The sequence below is a fragment of the Deltaproteobacteria bacterium genome (genome assembly GCA_019912665.1).
GTDB lineage: Bacteria > Desulfobacterota > GWC2-55-46 > GWC2-55-46 > GWC2-55-46 > UBA5799.
Map to the genome: position 1 here is coordinate 31,234 of JAIOIE010000018.1, position 15,079 is coordinate 46,312.

17 protein-coding genes and 1 tRNA gene are annotated in these 15,079 nt (G+C 57.0%); 9 read left to right on the forward strand and 9 right to left on the reverse strand.

Annotation, left to right across the window (positions count from 1 at the left end; genetic code table 11):
* The first annotated feature begins 105 nt into the window (after positions 1-105).
* Positions 106-1,458: a magnesium transporter gene (gene mgtE, locus K8I01_04605; protein ID MBZ0219695.1), complete on the forward strand. Its 1,353-nt coding sequence runs from the start codon at positions 106-108 to the stop codon at positions 1,456-1,458.
* Between the two features lie 452 nt (positions 1,459-1,910).
* Here mgtE and arfB read toward each other — a convergent pair whose 3' ends face one another.
* The 3 genes from arfB to K8I01_04620 all read right to left on the reverse strand — a co-directional run bounded on the left by arfB (position 1,911) and on the right by K8I01_04620 (position 4,821).
* Positions 1,911-2,327, reverse strand: coding sequence for an aminoacyl-tRNA hydrolase (gene arfB / locus K8I01_04610; protein ID MBZ0219696.1), 417 nt, complete (start codon positions 2,325-2,327; stop codon positions 1,911-1,913).
* A gap of 95 nt (positions 2,328-2,422) precedes the next feature.
* Positions 2,423-4,306: an alpha-amylase gene (locus K8I01_04615; protein MBZ0219697.1), complete on the reverse strand. Its 1,884-nt coding sequence runs from the start codon at positions 4,304-4,306 to the stop codon at positions 2,423-2,425.
* A gap of 284 nt (positions 4,307-4,590) precedes the next feature.
* The gene (locus tag K8I01_04620; GenBank protein ID MBZ0219698.1) at positions 4,591-4,821 is read right to left on the reverse strand and encodes a hypothetical protein; all 231 of its coding nucleotides are present in this window, start codon (positions 4,819-4,821) and stop codon (positions 4,591-4,593) included.
* A gap of 159 nt (positions 4,822-4,980) precedes the next feature.
* Here K8I01_04620 and K8I01_04625 point away from each other — a divergent pair, with 159 nt between their 5' ends.
* From K8I01_04625 to K8I01_04640, 4 genes are all read left to right on the forward strand, one after another.
* The gene (locus K8I01_04625) at positions 4,981-5,505 is read left to right on the forward strand and encodes a YHS domain-containing protein (GenBank protein MBZ0219699.1); all 525 of its coding nucleotides are present in this window, start codon (positions 4,981-4,983) and stop codon (positions 5,503-5,505) included.
* 130 nt (positions 5,506-5,635) lie between these two features.
* Positions 5,636-6,031, forward strand: coding sequence for a phage holin family protein (locus K8I01_04630; protein ID MBZ0219700.1), 396 nt, complete (start codon positions 5,636-5,638; stop codon positions 6,029-6,031).
* Positions 6,007-6,675, forward strand: coding sequence for a hypothetical protein (locus tag K8I01_04635; protein MBZ0219701.1), 669 nt, complete (start codon positions 6,007-6,009; stop codon positions 6,673-6,675). Before K8I01_04630 ends, K8I01_04635 begins: the two co-directional genes overlap by 25 nt.
* 217 nt (positions 6,676-6,892) lie before the next feature.
* Positions 6,893-7,345, forward strand: a complete 453-nt coding sequence (locus K8I01_04640) for a ferritin-like domain-containing protein (protein ID MBZ0219702.1) — start codon at positions 6,893-6,895, stop codon at positions 7,343-7,345.
* 200 nt (positions 7,346-7,545) lie between these two features.
* On the opposite strand, the gene K8I01_04645 is transcribed toward K8I01_04640, so the two are convergent.
* The 4 genes from K8I01_04645 to K8I01_04660 form a co-directional block, all read right to left on the reverse strand.
* The gene (locus K8I01_04645; GenBank protein ID MBZ0219703.1) at positions 7,546-7,956 is read right to left on the reverse strand and encodes a hypothetical protein; all 411 of its coding nucleotides are present in this window, start codon (positions 7,954-7,956) and stop codon (positions 7,546-7,548) included.
* On the reverse strand, positions 7,950-8,243 hold the full coding sequence (locus K8I01_04650; GenBank protein ID MBZ0219704.1) for a DUF2325 domain-containing protein: 294 nt from the start codon (positions 8,241-8,243) through the stop codon (positions 7,950-7,952). The genes K8I01_04645 and K8I01_04650 overlap by 7 nt, the downstream gene beginning before the upstream one ends.
* 103 nt (positions 8,244-8,346) lie before the next feature.
* Positions 8,347-9,054, reverse strand: a complete 708-nt coding sequence (locus K8I01_04655; GenBank protein ID MBZ0219705.1) for a phosphatase PAP2 family protein — start codon at positions 9,052-9,054, stop codon at positions 8,347-8,349.
* An 18-nt stretch (positions 9,055-9,072) separates the two neighbouring features.
* The gene (locus K8I01_04660) at positions 9,073-9,975 is read right to left on the reverse strand and encodes a hypothetical protein (GenBank protein ID MBZ0219706.1); all 903 of its coding nucleotides are present in this window, start codon (positions 9,973-9,975) and stop codon (positions 9,073-9,075) included.
* A gap of 161 nt (positions 9,976-10,136) precedes the next feature.
* Between K8I01_04660 and K8I01_04665 the strand changes: the two genes are divergently transcribed.
* Positions 10,137-10,388 (forward strand): hypothetical protein, encoded by a 252-nt coding sequence (locus K8I01_04665; protein ID MBZ0219707.1) that lies wholly within the window; start codon positions 10,137-10,139, stop codon positions 10,386-10,388.
* Positions 10,389-10,536: 148 nt separating this feature from the next.
* On the opposite strand, the gene K8I01_04670 is transcribed toward K8I01_04665, so the two are convergent.
* Positions 10,537-10,722 (reverse strand): hypothetical protein, encoded by a 186-nt coding sequence (locus K8I01_04670; GenBank protein MBZ0219708.1) that lies wholly within the window; start codon positions 10,720-10,722, stop codon positions 10,537-10,539.
* Between the two features lie 130 nt (positions 10,723-10,852).
* Here K8I01_04670 and K8I01_04675 point away from each other — a divergent pair, with 130 nt between their 5' ends.
* From K8I01_04675 to K8I01_04685, 3 genes are all read left to right on the forward strand, one after another.
* Complete coding sequence (locus tag K8I01_04675; GenBank protein ID MBZ0219709.1) at positions 10,853-12,940, forward strand: hypothetical protein; 2,088 nt, start codon at positions 10,853-10,855, stop codon at positions 12,938-12,940.
* A gap of 119 nt (positions 12,941-13,059) precedes the next feature.
* Positions 13,060-13,959 (forward strand): hypothetical protein, encoded by a 900-nt coding sequence (locus tag K8I01_04680; GenBank protein ID MBZ0219710.1) that lies wholly within the window; start codon positions 13,060-13,062, stop codon positions 13,957-13,959.
* 65 nt (positions 13,960-14,024) lie between these two features.
* Positions 14,025-14,100: transfer RNA gene (locus K8I01_04685), tRNA-Glu, on the forward strand.
* A 266-nt stretch (positions 14,101-14,366) separates the two neighbouring features.
* Here K8I01_04685 and K8I01_04690 read toward each other — a convergent pair.
* Complete coding sequence (locus K8I01_04690) at positions 14,367-15,062, reverse strand: N-acetylmuramoyl-L-alanine amidase (protein MBZ0219711.1); 696 nt, start codon at positions 15,060-15,062, stop codon at positions 14,367-14,369.
* Between the last annotated feature and the right edge of the window lie 17 nt (positions 15,063-15,079).

Consider the following 15,079-nt stretch of genomic DNA (forward strand, 5'->3'; position numbering starts at 1 on the left):
GTTCAGCCCATCCCAAACGATTTTCTCTTCCAAAAGCTGGTTTGCACCCTTTGGGGTTCTCGGATAAGCTCTTTGTTGACTGAATCCCGAGCTATAGGAGAATCCATGAGAAGACGCCTTCCTGTCCATGACGAGGTCCGGAGGACCCTGATTCAAGGAGAAACCGGCCCGATACTGGCGCTTGCCGGGGAACTCCATACCGCCGACCTCGCGCATTACCTTAGCGAGCTCCTTCCAGAAAAGGCGGCGCACGCTCTGATGGCGCTCCCGGAAAGGAAACAGGCCGAGGTCTTAAGCTATTTTCCCTTCCACTACCAGCTCGCGCTCGTAAAAGAACTTGGCCCCGGAAGGCTCGGGCCGATAATGAATCTCATGTCGCACGACGACCGCGCCGACCTATTGAAGGCCCTCCCCGAGGACCTCCGCTATGACGTCCTTCATTCCATGGCAAAGGCGGAGCGCGAGGACATTATATTGCTCGGGTCCTACCCCGAGGGGAGCGCCGGGTCAATAATGACATCCGACTACGCGGTCCTCTACCCCGAGCTTACAGCCGGGGATTCGGTCGAGGCGTTAAGGAGGGAAGCGCCGGAGAAGGAGACCATCGACCGGGCGTTCGTAATAGATCCGGACCGCCGTCTACTCGGGACAGTGAGGCTCCAGGCCCTGGTCTTCGCAAAACCCGGCACGCTCGTGCGGGAGATCATGGAGGGGCTTACCCACGCCGTAAGGGCGCAAGATACCGCCGAACACGCGGCAAGGCAGATAGCACGCTACGACATACCGGCCTTACCGGTCGTTGACGATGAAAACAGGCTCGTCGGCATCATCACCCATGACGACGCAATGGACGTACTGCAGGCGGAGGCAACCGAAGACTTCCACAAGGCCGGGACCATAGGTAAACTTCCGGGAAACGTCCGGACCGCGAGCGCATGGCTCCTCTACAGGAAGCGGGTAGTATGGCTGGTCCTACTCGTATTCGGGAATATCTTTTCCGGCGCAGGCATCGCCTACTTCGAGGATACCATCGCCGCCTTCGTCACACTGGTATTTTTCCTCCCTCTCCTCATTGACAGCGGCGGAAACGCTGGCTCGCAGGCCGCCACCCTGATGATACGCGCGCTCGCGACCGGAGACGTAGAGATAAAAGACTGGGGACGGATGCTCGGGCGCGAGATCTTCATCGCGCTCGCCCTCGGGCTAACGATGGCCGCGGCCGTCTCTCTCATAGGTATCGTGCGCGGCGGGCCGGGAATAGCGCTCGTCGTGTCGCTCTCGATGCTGGCGGTCGTGATCGTGGGGAGCCTTTTCGGCCTGAGCCTGCCCTTTATACTGAGCCGCCTCAAGATGGACCCCGCGGCCGCAAGCGCGCCCCTTATAACCTCGGTCGCCGACGCTTTGGGCATAGTCATTTATTTTCTGATAGCGAATGCGTTACTGATGAGGGGGGTTTAGGGGGGCCTTCGTCCTGAAGACATTTATGCGCGCTGCCGCGTTTTTTTGGCATAAGGCTCAGCTCGCTTACCGCCTCCGTCCTCCTCGCCTGGCCCTTAAGTCGCTCGGCCCCTTTTGGGGCCGAGCGACTGCTTCCTCGCCTCGCTCGCCTTTCCCCAAGTCCTATGCTCGTAACGTCTTATGCCCTGGGGTATTTTGAAACTAAAACGAAAATGTGGTGTGCTGTAATTCCTGAACCCCGGAGGGTAAGGCGAGACTAGCATAAGGGAAGCTGAGCGTGAACGGGCCGGGAGGTCGGGAGCGAAGCGACTTAGGAGCCCCCGTGCATGGGATGGGGGAGGCGGCGAGCAAGCGAGGCTTACCTTCAAAAACCGCGCGGAAGCGAGGCAAAGGCCTCTTTGCGCCAAGCTGAAATCCGCTATTTTCTTCCCTGTAGAGGGATTTAAATCCCTCTACTCCTCCCCTCCCTTTCTCCTCATCTTCTTTTTAGCACCCCTTACGGCCTTGGCCTTCAGGCGCCGTTCCTTTGACGCCGCAGTGGGTTTCGTCTTTCTCCTCCGCCTCGGCTTTTCCGCCGCGCGCGATAAAAGCTCTGTCAGCTTTTGAAGGGCTTCGTTTCTGTTCCGTTCCTGGCTCCTGGACTCCCGGGCCTCTATGACTACATCCCCTCCCGCAGTAAGCCTGTGCCCGGCAATTGACCTGAGCCTGTCCTTGACATCCTGAGGCAAAGAGGACGAGTCGACATTGAACCTGAGCTGCACTGCTGTCGAGGCCTTGTTTACGTGCTGCCCGCCCGGCCCCCCGGCGCGGACAAACTCCCACGAAAGCTCGCCCTCATGGAGCCATATCCTGTCTGTCACCTTGATCATCGGGTGAGTTTACACCAGCGCGTAATCCGGCACAAGGCGCAAAAAAAAAGCCGCGGAAGGCTTCCGCGGCTTAAGGGGTTCAGCGAGTTCCGGCCTTACTGCCCAATCGTCCATACCCTACCGTAATTGCCCGGTATCGGGAGCCTTATGTTCTCATTGGCCTGGATGTTCCAGAGGTTCACGTCAGCCCCTTCCCTGCCGTGGAGCTCCTCTATATAATTGCCGCTTACCGGGAAAGGAAAAGAGACCTCCTGGTCCTGGTCGCTGAAATTGAGCGCGGTAAGGCTGAAGACCCCGTCCGTCTTCCTTGAAAAGAGGAGGACGCCCTTCGATATGTACTGGTCGTCGTTGTAAAAGAAATGCTCGCCGCTCCTGAATTGGGCGCTTCTCCTTCGAAGGTCGAGGAGCTTCCTTACGAGCGCGACCATGTTCTTGCCGACCTCGTCGTAGAAATACTCCCAGCGCATGGGCCTGAAGAGCGCAACCCTGCCCCATCCCTGGTCGGGCACGTAGTAGTTCTCGCCGAACTCCTGCCCCTGCCAGAGCATGGGAATGCCCTTTGCCGTCAAAAGGCCGATGAGGTAGGGCTGCACCTTGTACCACATGGAGCGGTCGCCCTCGGCAAGGAGCTCGTTTCCGTTGAAGAAGGTCTTGAAGTTGCAGATGAAGCGGGCATGGTCGTGGTTCTCGATATATTGCACCGCGCTCTTTCTTATCCTGTCGCCGTTATAGGTGACGGCGTCCGGGTAGCCCATTAATCCGAACTGGAAACCTAGGCTCCGGAGGGCCTCGGTGCTCCCGCGCGTCACGTCCTCTGCCGCGCCGAGGGTCTCGTTCTGCCAGGTGCAGTTGGAATAGGTACCCTCGACTATCTCCCTGGGCTTTTCGAGCTGCTCGGCGCACTGCACGAGGTTTATCCCTTCCTCGGAGAAAAACCTCTGCCAATGGGTCAGCCAGTGCCCCTCGCCCTCCCTGCCCTGCACGGTCTTATAGGTCTCGTAGGTCAGGGCAGCATAGCCGCTCCCGAGCGGCCCGTCCCACCAGTCGGGCACGCAGTCGTAGCGGAAGCCGTCCACATGGTAGCAGTCGAGCCAGTGGTAGTTCACGGTGTAGAAGAAATCCCTGGTGAAGCCGCGCCTGAAATCCGTGCTCTCGCCGTAGTAGTCCTTCGCGAAGTGCCCTATGAACGGGTTCTCCTCGTACCCGAGCCTCTTGTATACGTACGAGTACGGGAAGTGCTCGCTCGTGTGCCCGTAAACGGAGTCGATGAGGACCGCCATGTCCTTCCTGTGCGCCTCCTCTATGAGCCTCTGCATGTCCCTTCTCTTCCCGAACCTCTCGTCGACCCCGAAATAGCCTATAGGGAGGTAGCCCCAGTCCACCTGGTTGGCGACGTTCGATACCGGCATGAGCTGTATGCAGTTTACTCCAAGGTCCCGGAGGTAATCGAGATGGGCTATGGTCCTTTCGACGTCGCCGCCGAACTCGCTTATTATGAGCTCGTAGAGGACGAGGTTATCGACCCTCGGCGTCTTCCAGCGTATCTCGTTGTCGTGCCACTTGTGGTGTTCGTACCCGAGGGTGAACGCCGAGAGCTTCCCGACCCCGAACTCCCTCGCAAAGGGGTCGATTATCCAGTCTATCTCGCGGCCGCGCGCGGAAGTTGCGTTCGGGTTTTCGAGGAAGTACCTGTAGACATAGCGGCCGGGCCTGCCCCACGCCGACTTCTCGACCGGCTTTGAATCCGGCGTTATCGTGACCTGGACGGACCAGTAGTCCCCGTACTCCGGGTCAGGCGCGTGGCTCATCTCGAACTGGAGAGGCTGTATATCCTGAATGAACTGGTCGTTTTCATGGATGATCTTTACCCACAACCTGTGCCCGTTCCCCGGCGTGACCCAGGGGAGGAATATTCCGAACTGGACCACCCCGTTCTCCAGTTCCCTGGTCCCGAGCTTCTCAAGAGGAAGTAGTTTCATGTTCGCTCTCCTTTCAGAAGGCGTCAAGCTGAATGAGTCGCTTTGAATTCCGGAGGGGACCGGCCAACGCTGCCCCGTACATCTCGCTGGCTAAGCCCCCGAATAATCGGGCTTTTTCAGAAAGGCGGGGACTTTGCGCCCGGTTTTAAAAATAAGTATAGCAGGGTTTTGGGGTGGCGCTGAAATACGTGAGGAAAGCGAAGGACCTGCAGGGGAAAATTCTATTATGCCTGGTTTCAAGGCAGGCTGTAATTGCGGATTTTTATAAAGGTCGATAAAGAAAGCTAGCCTTTTTCCATCATAGTAAGCTCCCATTCGTCCATGCCTTTGTCATATTTGATGATGTAAGTGCAGTCGTCGTCCGCCCTGAGCTTATAATACTCCTCTGCCTCCCCCTGCCACCTGTCGAGGATCTCCTCGATATTGAGGGTCTTCCCCCCGATGGTGAAAGAAACGGGTTTTTCCTCGGTTTCGTAGCCCGAGTATGTGTTGACCTTTATATTGATCCCGGTCATACGATAATTATACCTCATTTCCCGGACCTTTCGTTAAGGGGCTTAAAAATATCCGGCGGAAGGACGCGGCCGTGACTTGCCCGTATTATGGAAATTCTCTATCGTTTAAATAGGCACGTATCTCGGAAACACTCAAAGACTCAAAGGGGGTAAACGGAAATGGAAAGAGACCCCGTATGCGGCAACATGATAGACCCGGCATCGGCCAGGCACCTGAGCGAATACGGCGGAAAGGTCTACCGGTTCGACTCCTCCAAATGCAAGCACGATTTCGATTCCGACCCGGCAAAATACATATCCGGCGGCGGAGCCGAAAAAGCGGCAAAAGAGGTCCGCGAAGCCGGCAGGAAGACCGCGGCAAAATCCCGCTCGTTCGCCAGGAACGTCGTCTCCGGCAGGAAATCCCAGGCAGCGGACGTAATCGGGAGCGTATCGAATGCCCTGCACGACCTCTCGAGGTCCCTTGACGAGAAGGACAGGCACGAGCTCTCGCGCATGGTGGATAGGACGGCAAAAGAGGCGGACGCGGCCTCCTCGTATTTCAGGGACAGGGACGCGGACGACATAATCGAGCGGATCGAGGAGTTCGTTAATGACAGGCCAGGGCTCGCCATAGGGGGCGCGCTCGGCGCTGGTTTCCTTGCCGCGCGGCTCATTAAGGGCGACAGCGCCTGGAAAGAATGACCGCGCCCTGGGATCGAGCCGGGAGGCGCGGCCGGAGCACGGCTGAATTCCCGGCCGCCTCAGGCTCTTCCGGTCCAGGATTCACGACCGGGCTTACACCCGGCTCTATGAAGCCGGGCAGGAGGTTAAAATGGCTTACGTCAGGAAAGATGAGCGGACGCTCGGGGAATTGTTCTCCGACCTCTCCGATCAGATACAGGACATGGTAAGGAAAGAGTTCCTGCTTGCCAGGAACGAGATGGCTTCCAAGGTCTCCCGCGGCGCCGAGGATGCAAGGAGCGCCGCCATAGGCGGGGTGTTGATGCACACGGGCGCGCTTGCGGTGGCGGCCGCCGTGATACTTCTCCTCGGCCTCATAATACCGCTCTGGCTTTCAGCGCTCCTCGTAGGGCTTGGGGCGGCCTGGTTCGGGTACGGCCTCGTGCAAAAAGGCATTTCGGACCTTAAGCGGATCGACATAACGCCCCACCAAACCGTATCTACACTAAAGGAGAACAGACAATGGCTGAGAAGAAAAGCGCATTGACCGAAAGGGAGAGGGAAGTCCGGGCCGAGGCCCATAAAGAGCCCTACGGCCAGCGCCCGGAAAATGAAAGAGGCCCATACGAGCTCCGTGAGGATATAGCGCGCGACCGCGCCGAGATTTCGGATACCATAGACCTCATCGCAAGGAAGTTCTCCACGGAGCGCCTGAAGGGCATGGTCCGTGAGGAAGTGCGCGAGCTCGGAGGATACGACAGGGTAAGGGAGTTTACGGGCTCGGTCATGGAAACGATAAGGGAAAACCCCATACCAGCGGCGCTCGCCTCGGCTGGCCTTATCCTTCTCTTCGCAAGGGGAGAGGAACGGGTCAAGGCCGGAAGGGAAGAGCTTCGGGGAGAGAAAGAGGAGCTACGGGCCAGGGTCGAGGGGAAGAGGGCTGAGCTTGCCGGACGGGCCAGGGAAGCCAGGGAAGCGATATCCGGCAGGGCCGGGGCGGCCAAGGGCACTCTCCAGGAGGCCTTCCGGGGCAATATGCTGGCCGCGGTAGCGGCCGCATTCGCGATAGGCGCAGTTGCCGGGCTCGTCCTCCCGGAAACCAGAAAGGAAGAGGAGATCCTTGGCCAGGCAGCCGGGGAAATAAAGGAAGCTGCCAGGGAAGCTGAAGGCGAGGCAAAGAAAGCGGCCTGAGGGGAACTCTGCTCCGCCTTTCCCTTCCTTGTTCCATAAGCGCCGTCCTGACCCGAATGGCTTGCGGGTGTTCCCCGCGCCTTGAACGTACTCAGGTACGGGACTATACTCTGAACAAGAGTCGAGCCCGCGCTTTTTTTGTCCTGAGCCCACATTTTTCAGCTTCAATGAGGCACAAGGGCATCCGGCCAACACGAAAGGGAAAAGGAGGGCAGGTATGGAGAACAAGGAAATTGCGAAGGAGCTCATTTCTCTTTGCAAGATAGACATCGACGCGGTGCACGCATATAACCAGGCCTTGCGGCATCTCGATATAGCTGGCGTCAAGAACGAGATAGAGTCGTTCAGGGGCGACCACGAAAGGCATATCAAGGAACTCTCGGACGCAATCCGCACATTCGGCGAGAAGCCTCCGGAGTTCTCAAAGGACTTCAAGGGGTATCTGCTTGACGCGTTCACCCGTGTGCGGAGCCTTACAGGGGCCGAGGGCGCTCTCAAGGCGCTCAAGGGCGGCGAGGAAATGACCAACAGGAACTACTCTAACGCCGTTAAGATGGATTTTCCTACGCCCCTAAAGTCCCTTATTGAAAAGAACTACAGGGACGAGCAGCGGCACTTGAATTACATAGAGCAGGCCATCAGGGACCAGGTCTGGAAAAAGGCGGCCTGACGACCTCCCGCAGACATGGAAAAGCCGTAATCATCGATTACGGCTTTCTCTTGTCGCTCAGGCTGCATAAAAAAACTCCAGATGGGATGCGAGGCCCACATTGAAATAGGGGAGCTGGGAATGAGGCGTGTTTTTGCATACGCCGGAGTGTCCGGCGACGATGACAACGAAGCAGATGGACTGGCTTTTCCAGCAGCCTGTTAAGCGGATACGGCAGCGCCGCCGCTCAAGACGCGCACGAATATCAGGAAGGCCTCTTCCCCCTCCCAGATTATCTCGGAAGCGGTTATCTCGGCCCTGACCTCTTCCCCGCTCTTCCACTTAAGGACGGTCTCGTACTCGCAGACGTAAGGGGCCCGCCTTACAACGCTCCTGTAGAGCCTCAATGCCCTTGTCAGCTTATCGATGAATTCAGGCATGCGTCCGCTCTCCCCGGATAATTTCTCCGCCAGCGCGGCCATGCCGTGGTTTACGTATACCGTCCTGCCGGTGTGTACGGTAGCGACGAGCGCCCCCTCCCCTGGCATCCCCTCATCGGATTGGTCTATGCACCTGGGCGGTCCTACGACCGCCCTATGGACGACCCTCAAGCGGCCCGGCAATTCTAACAACCCCCCTTCCCGGAAAGCTCGAGCAGGCACTTCTCGAAGCTCGAAACCCCGCAGCCCCTGCACATGACGACAGGGACCCCGGCCGCCCTGCCCGTGGCCCTTGCGGCGTTGGCGATCTTGTGCGACGCCATGCACGAGAATACGATTATGGCGTCCACGCCGCCTATCCTCCTTTCAAGGCGCGGGCAGGACCTCAAGTAATGCTGCAGGCTCACCTTGTGCCTGCCTGCTATCTCCCGGTAGCCTGCGCTGAGTCTATCCATCCCTCCGACAAGGGCTATGCACATTTTGGCCCCTCCTAAATGAAAATGATTTTCATTTTCATTTATTATAGCAGAACCGCCATCCCTGTCAAGCAGGAACTCGGGCCGGAGATAAAAAAGCAGGGGGTCAGGCCAGGATTATCATGACGAGCTTCCTCACCCCCCGGAGCAGCCCCCTGCTGCTGCTGAAAAGGTCGGCTATCTGGTATGTGACGAGGAAAAAGAGCGGGTAGAAGACGGCAGGCCTTGAATCCAGCCATGAGTAAGCCGACATGAAGGAGCGCTTTCCGGCAAGGTACGGCACAACTATCCACCCGATGGCTATCCCCATTGCCGCGCCCGCAAGCACGTCCGTCGGGTAATGGAACCCGAGGTATACGCGCGGAAGCCCTATCAATACGGCGGAATACGCGAGCGCGAAAACTCCCGCCGGCCTCGAGAGATAGAGGAGCCCTGTAGCGATGGTGAAAAAGAGGACGGCGTGGTCGCTCGGAAAGGAACTCCAGCCGTCAAGCACGCTCTGGTCCACTCCGTGCGGGATAACGAACCCGGCGCCGGGCTCGTGCAGTGGGCGAAGCCTCATTGGCAGGGCGGCGGCAAGCCCTCTCGCCAGGGCTATGGCCGGGAAACATGCGAGGAGGGCCGCCAGGACGCGCTCGCGTCCAAGCTCGCGCGACCCGCCGTGCCTGAACCACAGCCACCATACGAGGGTCGCCAGGACGCCGCCCTTTAGGAGCGGGTTAATGGCTATCCAGCCGACCAGGTTGTCGAAGAAGACCGACTGCCTGGAGTAGGCGTTTATGAGGGCTATTATGGGTCCGTCGATAAAATTCATTCTCCCCAGGGCCCTCCCCTATTTATTATGGCAGGTCCGGCAAACGCCCGAGCCGCTATTCCCGCCCACTCTTCTCAAGAATAACCCGTTGGACTCGAACCTCTGGTTCTGCACGCTGACACCCCCGTATGTATAATCGATTTCGGTCCAGGACTTGTTATTGAAGTGAGGGTCGTGGCACGAGGTGCATTCCACCCTCAGCTGGCCGTTAGTGACCCGGAGAAGGTCCTGTATGGTAGCGGTATCCGATATGTAGCCCATCACGGCCCAGAGATTCCTGTCGAGGTTTCCGCTGTCGAATTGAAGCGCGCCGGTATTAAGCCCGTCGGCGAGGTCAATATCGCTTATGACAGTGTCCATAGGCCTCAAGCCGGCCGTGAACTCGGTGTAAGGGACCGAAATCGGATGGTCGTTGGAAAGGTCGCGGCCGATGTTAAGGCCAGGGTCGTTGATATAATCCGCGGTCTGGCCCGAGGAATCATAGAAGCTCCATCCCCTGTCAGTGCCTGCCAGGGTCACTCCGCCCTTGCCCGGAGCGTTCACGAGGCTGTCAAAGGTAACGATGCCGTCATGGCAGCTCAAACAGGCGAGCGAGGAGGAGCCGATGCTCGTTGAGACCGCGAACTCGTCTCCCATCGTCGGGCCGTAGGCCACAAATGACGAGGTGTTCGCGGAGAGCCTGTTCCAGAGGGGCTTTATCCCGTTCTCTCTGTTCGAGTGATGGGGCGTGTGGCAGAATACGCATATCTCTGTCGTATTGCCGGTCATCGTGAAAAAACCCGTTGCGCCGAGGTTGTGCCTTGACGAGGCTATGCCTGTAGCCGCGTCCCCGACCGTGTACGTATCGATCGCTTCAGCCGTGCCGATCGTCCAGAAGCAGGCTGAAATGACCGCCATCATGAAAGCGGTTAGTCTTTTCATTTCCGTGCTCCTTTCAGGTTGTCTTTCGCGGCGTGCGGAAACTGGAGAAAGGAAATAGCGTGGCCTCGCCCTTGGAAAGGCGCGGCTTATTCGTATCCTGCCAATTCGTATACTGATTATTCAGCTATTCGGTACGGAAGTGACCAGCAGCTTTCTGCTGCATGGAAGAGGGCTGCCCAGGCCCGGTAAGCGCCTACATAAAAAATTTTAGCAGAGAAATCGGCGCCCGCTCGCAGATTTGCGAAGGAGAAATCACCTGTAAAAAATCCTTCAGGATTGAAAAATTCTTTATGGCCGAAAGTAAACAGGATTTACACGTGGAGGTCTTCCGTCGTGGAAAAAAACGCATCAATGTCGCCCTTTTGAGAGTAAAGGGCGGCAGAGGCTCATTCGAGAAGCATGTCCGCTGTTAATTTCTTTTCCGGAGGAGGGCACAAAAAAAATTTCTGGTTTGGAGGCCGCAGGGGAAAGGATTCTGGTCCTTAGGTCTTTTTCAAGCCACGGGGCCGGGAGAGGGCTGTGGAAATTCAACACAGCCGCTCCCGGCCGCCCGTACCCGGTCTACTGAGGCTTGCTGCAGGATTTCTCGCTAAGAAGCAGAACGCTCGTCTCGCTCAAAAGGTAGTAGACGCCCGGCGGTATCGGAGGGTTCCCGTCCGCTCCGGACGCAGTCTCTTCAGCCGCTTTTTCCTCGGAAAGGCCCTTCTCAAAGGAAACGAACTCATTGAAGTTCATCCTCCTTGCCATATTTCCTCTCCTTGCGTTTATTTTGCGGCCTTTCCCAAGTATAGCAGATAAACCGGCTGACATGCCCGGGCCGGGTCAGCCGGGACAGATAATAGACCGGATGGCTCCGATATGATATCCTTATCCGAGGATGAGTGACCATAAGCTCATAATGTCCCTGATCGCAGCCCTTTTTACCCTCCTTGCGCTTTCAGGAAGCGTTGCTGCAGGCCCCCTCGTTCCCGAGCCTGTTACCCGGCATTCGCTCAAGGTGTCCGTGGACATCGCGTCTGGGACCGTGGAGGGCACGGACCTTATTACCCTGGCCAGAGACACGGATGAGGCGCGCTTCATCCTGAGGGCCGGGACAGAGGTGCTTCGGGCGCATGCGGAAGAGACCGAGCTTCCGTTCGAGCTTTCGGACCTCGGCGGCGGGTTATATGGGGTGGCAGTGAAGCTCCCTTCTGGTGAAAAGAGGCTTTCAATATCATTCAGGGGGAAATTCCAGTCACCGGCCGAGGCTTCTCAGCAGGTCAAAAAGGGAGTCGCCCATTTAAAGGACGGAGTGATCGGCGAGGAGGGGGTCTTTCTCCCGTCCTTTTCGTACTGGTTCCCGCAGGAGCCCGAAACCCTGATGGTCTTCGAGGCCGAGGTCGCCCTTTCATCGGGATACAAATCCGTCATGGAGGGCGAGCTAGTCTCAAGCAAAGAGAGAGACGGCCTCACAATCGAGACATGGAAGGAATGGAAGCCGGTCGACGGGGTCGACCTGGTGGCCGGCAGGTACTTCGTCGAAAAGGAGACCCATAACGGCATAGACATTTATACGTACTTCTTCTCGAATGACAAAGCCCTCTCGAGGACCTATATCGAAAAAACCAAGGGGCGCCTGGATTCATTGCAGTCACTTATAGGCCCCTACCCTTTCAAGAAGTTCGCGGTGGTCGAGAACTTCTTGCCCACAGGCTACGGGATGCCTTCCTTCACCCTCCTCGGCTCGACTGTCATAAGGCTCCCCTTCATACCCGACACCTCGCTCGGCCATGAGATAGCCCACAACTGGTGGGGCAATTCAGTATTCGTCGACCCCTCGGAGGGGAACTGGGTCGAGGCCATAACGACCTATGTGGCCGATTATTCATACGAGAGGGAGAAGGGGCCTAAAGAGGCGAGAGAGTTCCGCGCGGCCAAGCTCCGGGGTTTCAAGAACTACGCCGAGGGCTCCGGCATAGCGCTCAAGGATTTCGTCGACACCTCGGACTCGGCCTCAAGGGCAGTGGGCTACAACAAGGGTTTCATGGTATTCAACATGCTCGAAGAGATGCTCGGCGAGGAGGCGTTCAAGGCCGGGCTCAAGAAGCTCTATTCGGATAACGCTTTCGGGCGAGCGTCCTGGTCCAATGTCCGCAATGCCTTCGAAGCCGCCTCGGGCAGGGACTTGAAATGGTTTTTCAGCCAGTGGCTTGAACTGCCGGGCGGGCCGGTCCTTGCGCTTGATAACGCAAGCTATACCAAGAAGTCCGGAAGCCATGCGGTTTCGTTCACGCTCAGGCAGGCCTCACCGGCGTACGCTCTGGACCTGCCGGTCCTCATAAAAACCGATGCAGGTGAAGAGTGGGAGACCGTAAGGCTCGAAAAGGAATCAGAGGAGTTCACAATCGAGGTCAGCGCAAGACCCACATCCGTTGAAATCGACCCGGGGCTCCAAACGTTCAGGATACTCGACGACAGGGAGGTTCCGCCGACCATCTCGGGCCTCCTTGGAGACAAGGGCTCAAAGATAATCGTTCCGGAAAAGGCCGGGCAAAAATATCAGGGCGCGGCAACGCTCTTCTCCTCTGATTTCGGTCTTGAGGTGATCTCGGACGACGAGGCCGGAAGAACGGATTACCTTAAGGACAGCTCGCTACTTATCCTGGGCGGGCCGGGCGAGAACAGGTTCTACAGGCTTACGGGACAGCACTTCTCCCGCAATATAAAGATTACCGATACAGCCGTTGAGGTCAACGGAAAGAGCTTTCCGAGAAAGGGGACCACGCTTGCCGTTGCGGTCAAGAACCCGAACGACGCCACGAAGACCCTGGTCCTTCTCTTGGGCGAAGACGGAGCCGAAGGCATAAGCGCGGCTGCGCGAAGGGTCCGCCACCTGACTGATTTCAGCTACCTTGTCTTCACGTCTGACGGCAAGGTCGAGAAAGGGCATTTCGAGGGTGAAAAGACGCTTAAACATGCTTTCTGATATATTCCAAGCGTTCCCTTTCAAGGGGAAAGCTTGAGATGAACATCCCCCGCCCTCTTTAAGGAGGGCGCTCAAAGCATCTCGAATTTCACCTCCGGACGAACCCAAAGGAGGTAAGTATGTTAAAGGCATTAACCATCGCGATCATTCTCGTCATTTCCGCTATTCCGGCCATTCTCACCGCAGCAGAACAAGCCCCTGACAATGACGCAACCGAGATAAGCGCAATCGAGCTGAAATTACTAAGGAGCCTCGATCTCATCAAAGGGGCAAGAAAAGTTGTCGATGAAAGCGGCTCGCCCGAGGGTTCCGCCCTCATGGACGAGGCCGAGGCCGCGTCAAAAAAGGCTTCAAAGTTTTTCGAGGCAGGCGACTACGGTTCAGCCCGGAAGGCGGTCTTTGACTCGATCCATGCGGCCGTAAACGCGATAATCGCATCGAAGGGACCGGGCACCGGCGGGCTGCGTGACACGGCCATGAATGAAAAGGCTGTAAAGAAGGCCGAAAGGGATGAGGACCAGCAGGAAGCGAGGCTTCATAAGCTCTCCTCCGAGGTCGAGACCTTCCTCAAGGTGGCTGAAAGGCTTTCGGGCCGCCCGGACGCGAACGCGAGCATAGCCGAGGCAAAAAAGCTTCATCGCCTCTCGCTTGAGAGGTCGGCCGAGGGCGACCATGACGGGGCGCTAAGTGAGATGAAGGCCGCTTACAGGCTTGCCACTTCGGGGGTAAGGGAGATCAAGCGCTCGCGCGGCGAGGTCATAACATTTCCCCCGCCCGCGCTCTCCGACCCTAAAGAGCTTCTCGCGTACGAGCTTAAAAGAAACGAAACATACGCGTTCTTCACGTCGCAAATATTGAATGCGAAAGGCGGGGGCTTATCAGTCCCGCTTAAGGCGGCTTCTGCCGCGAGGGAGGATGCTTTGAAGTCGGTCCGCTCTGGCGACACGGAAAGGGCCCTGGAGCGCATCCGCAGGTCCACGGACCTCTACATAGACGCGATAAAGGCGGCAGGCAGGTAGTCTGCTAAAAACAGGTTGACAAGGATAGCCTCTGTATTATATCTTTCTAAGGATAATTTTCGATTGGTCCTATCGTCTAGAGGCCTAGGACGTGGCCCTCTCAAGGCTAAAACCGGGGTTCGAATCCCCGTAGGACCGCCAGAAAAATCAAGGGGTTACGCAATGCGTAGCCCCTTTTTCTTTTCCAGTGCCACCAAATTTCGTAACCGGTTTTGGCCTTGCAAAGCTAAAACTTGGGGTCGAATCTCCGTAGCCACAAAATAAAATCAAGGGGTTGCGTAGCCATTTTTAAACCGCCAGACTGCCCCCCCTTTCTGTTGGGGCCTTCTGGAGGTAAGCTGGAAACTTATTCGGTGTCTTTGCATGACACAGAAAAGCCATGTGCGTTTTTTGGGTGATTTTATTAGCTAAGCCCTGCCCTCGATAAATAAAGCCCCCCTCAGCGGGTCCCAACGAACTTCGGCGTCCATATCTATATTGGCTGCCCAGACGACCTTATCGCCGTTTATTACTCTTATGCTGCGCTCCTGCTGCGGCTCCTTGATCTCATCAAGGAGCGACTTTGCCTTATGTAAGACCATCTCAGCGTAATCCGCTTCAGTGCCGCCGCCGACCAAATCAGCCCCCCTGTCATTGGGACTTGATTTTTTATACTTATGGCCAACGCTAAACCCTATGCGGCCCCCATCCTGGAAGAAACGCCGTATGCTTTCAGCCAGGATGCGCGCAAGCTTTATCTGGCCCGCATCGCTTCTTATTATATCCGCATGGACAGGATTGCTGGCAAACAATGGTTCGAGCAATATCGCCGGCATCTTGGTGAACCTCAGATTGTAGTCGCCCCTGCCGTTGAAACCACCGACCTGTATGCCTTCTCTGCCGCCCACGGGAAGCCCAAACTCGGCAGCAATTGCGGAAGCGTACCATCGCCCCCAATTCTTGCTCGTCTGAGATGCATTGGCCCCTGTGATAACGACCGCGTAATTAACCTTCGGGTCGGTACAGCTGTTAAAGTGATGCTCGATGTAGGCATTACAATTATCCGCATTTGCTTTTTGCTGTCTTTCGAGATAGTCGCCTGAGTAGAATCTGATATCGTACATAGCACCTCCGCATTTTA

Bases quoted from the DNA above. Each gene is read 5' to 3' on its own strand.
- K8I01_04640 (MBZ0219702.1), top strand. From the start codon at position 6,893: ATGGAGAACAAGGAAATTGCGAAGGAGCTCATTTCTCTTTGCAAGATA.
- K8I01_04650 (MBZ0219704.1), bottom strand. From the start codon at position 8,243: ATGTGCATAGCCCTTGTCGGAGGGATGGATAGACTCAGCGCAGGCTAC.
- K8I01_04625 (MBZ0219699.1), top strand. From the start codon at position 4,981: ATGGAAAGAGACCCCGTATGCGGCAACATGATAGACCCGGCATCGGCC.
- K8I01_04655 (MBZ0219705.1), bottom strand. From the start codon at position 9,054: ATGAATTTTATCGACGGACCCATAATAGCCCTCATAAACGCCTACTCC.
- K8I01_04660 (MBZ0219706.1), bottom strand. From the start codon at position 9,975: ATGAAAAGACTAACCGCTTTCATGATGGCGGTCATTTCAGCCTGCTTC.
- K8I01_04630 (MBZ0219700.1), top strand. From the start codon at position 5,636: ATGGCTTACGTCAGGAAAGATGAGCGGACGCTCGGGGAATTGTTCTCC.
- K8I01_04670 (MBZ0219708.1), bottom strand. From the start codon at position 10,722: ATGGCAAGGAGGATGAACTTCAATGAGTTCGTTTCCTTTGAGAAGGGC.
- K8I01_04675 (MBZ0219709.1), top strand. From the start codon at position 10,853: ATGAGTGACCATAAGCTCATAATGTCCCTGATCGCAGCCCTTTTTACC.
- arfB (MBZ0219696.1), bottom strand. From the start codon at position 2,327: ATGATCAAGGTGACAGACAGGATATGGCTCCATGAGGGCGAGCTTTCG.
- K8I01_04690 (MBZ0219711.1), bottom strand. From the start codon at position 15,062: ATGTACGATATCAGATTCTACTCAGGCGACTATCTCGAAAGACAGCAA.
- K8I01_04615 (MBZ0219697.1), bottom strand. From the start codon at position 4,306: ATGAAACTACTTCCTCTTGAGAAGCTCGGGACCAGGGAACTGGAGAAC.
- mgtE (MBZ0219695.1), top strand. From the start codon at position 106: ATGAGAAGACGCCTTCCTGTCCATGACGAGGTCCGGAGGACCCTGATT.
- K8I01_04620 (MBZ0219698.1), bottom strand. From the start codon at position 4,821: ATGACCGGGATCAATATAAAGGTCAACACATACTCGGGCTACGAAACC.
- K8I01_04635 (MBZ0219701.1), top strand. From the start codon at position 6,007: ATGGCTGAGAAGAAAAGCGCATTGACCGAAAGGGAGAGGGAAGTCCGG.
- K8I01_04665 (MBZ0219707.1), top strand. From the start codon at position 10,137: ATGGAAGAGGGCTGCCCAGGCCCGGTAAGCGCCTACATAAAAAATTTT.
- K8I01_04680 (MBZ0219710.1), top strand. From the start codon at position 13,060: ATGTTAAAGGCATTAACCATCGCGATCATTCTCGTCATTTCCGCTATT.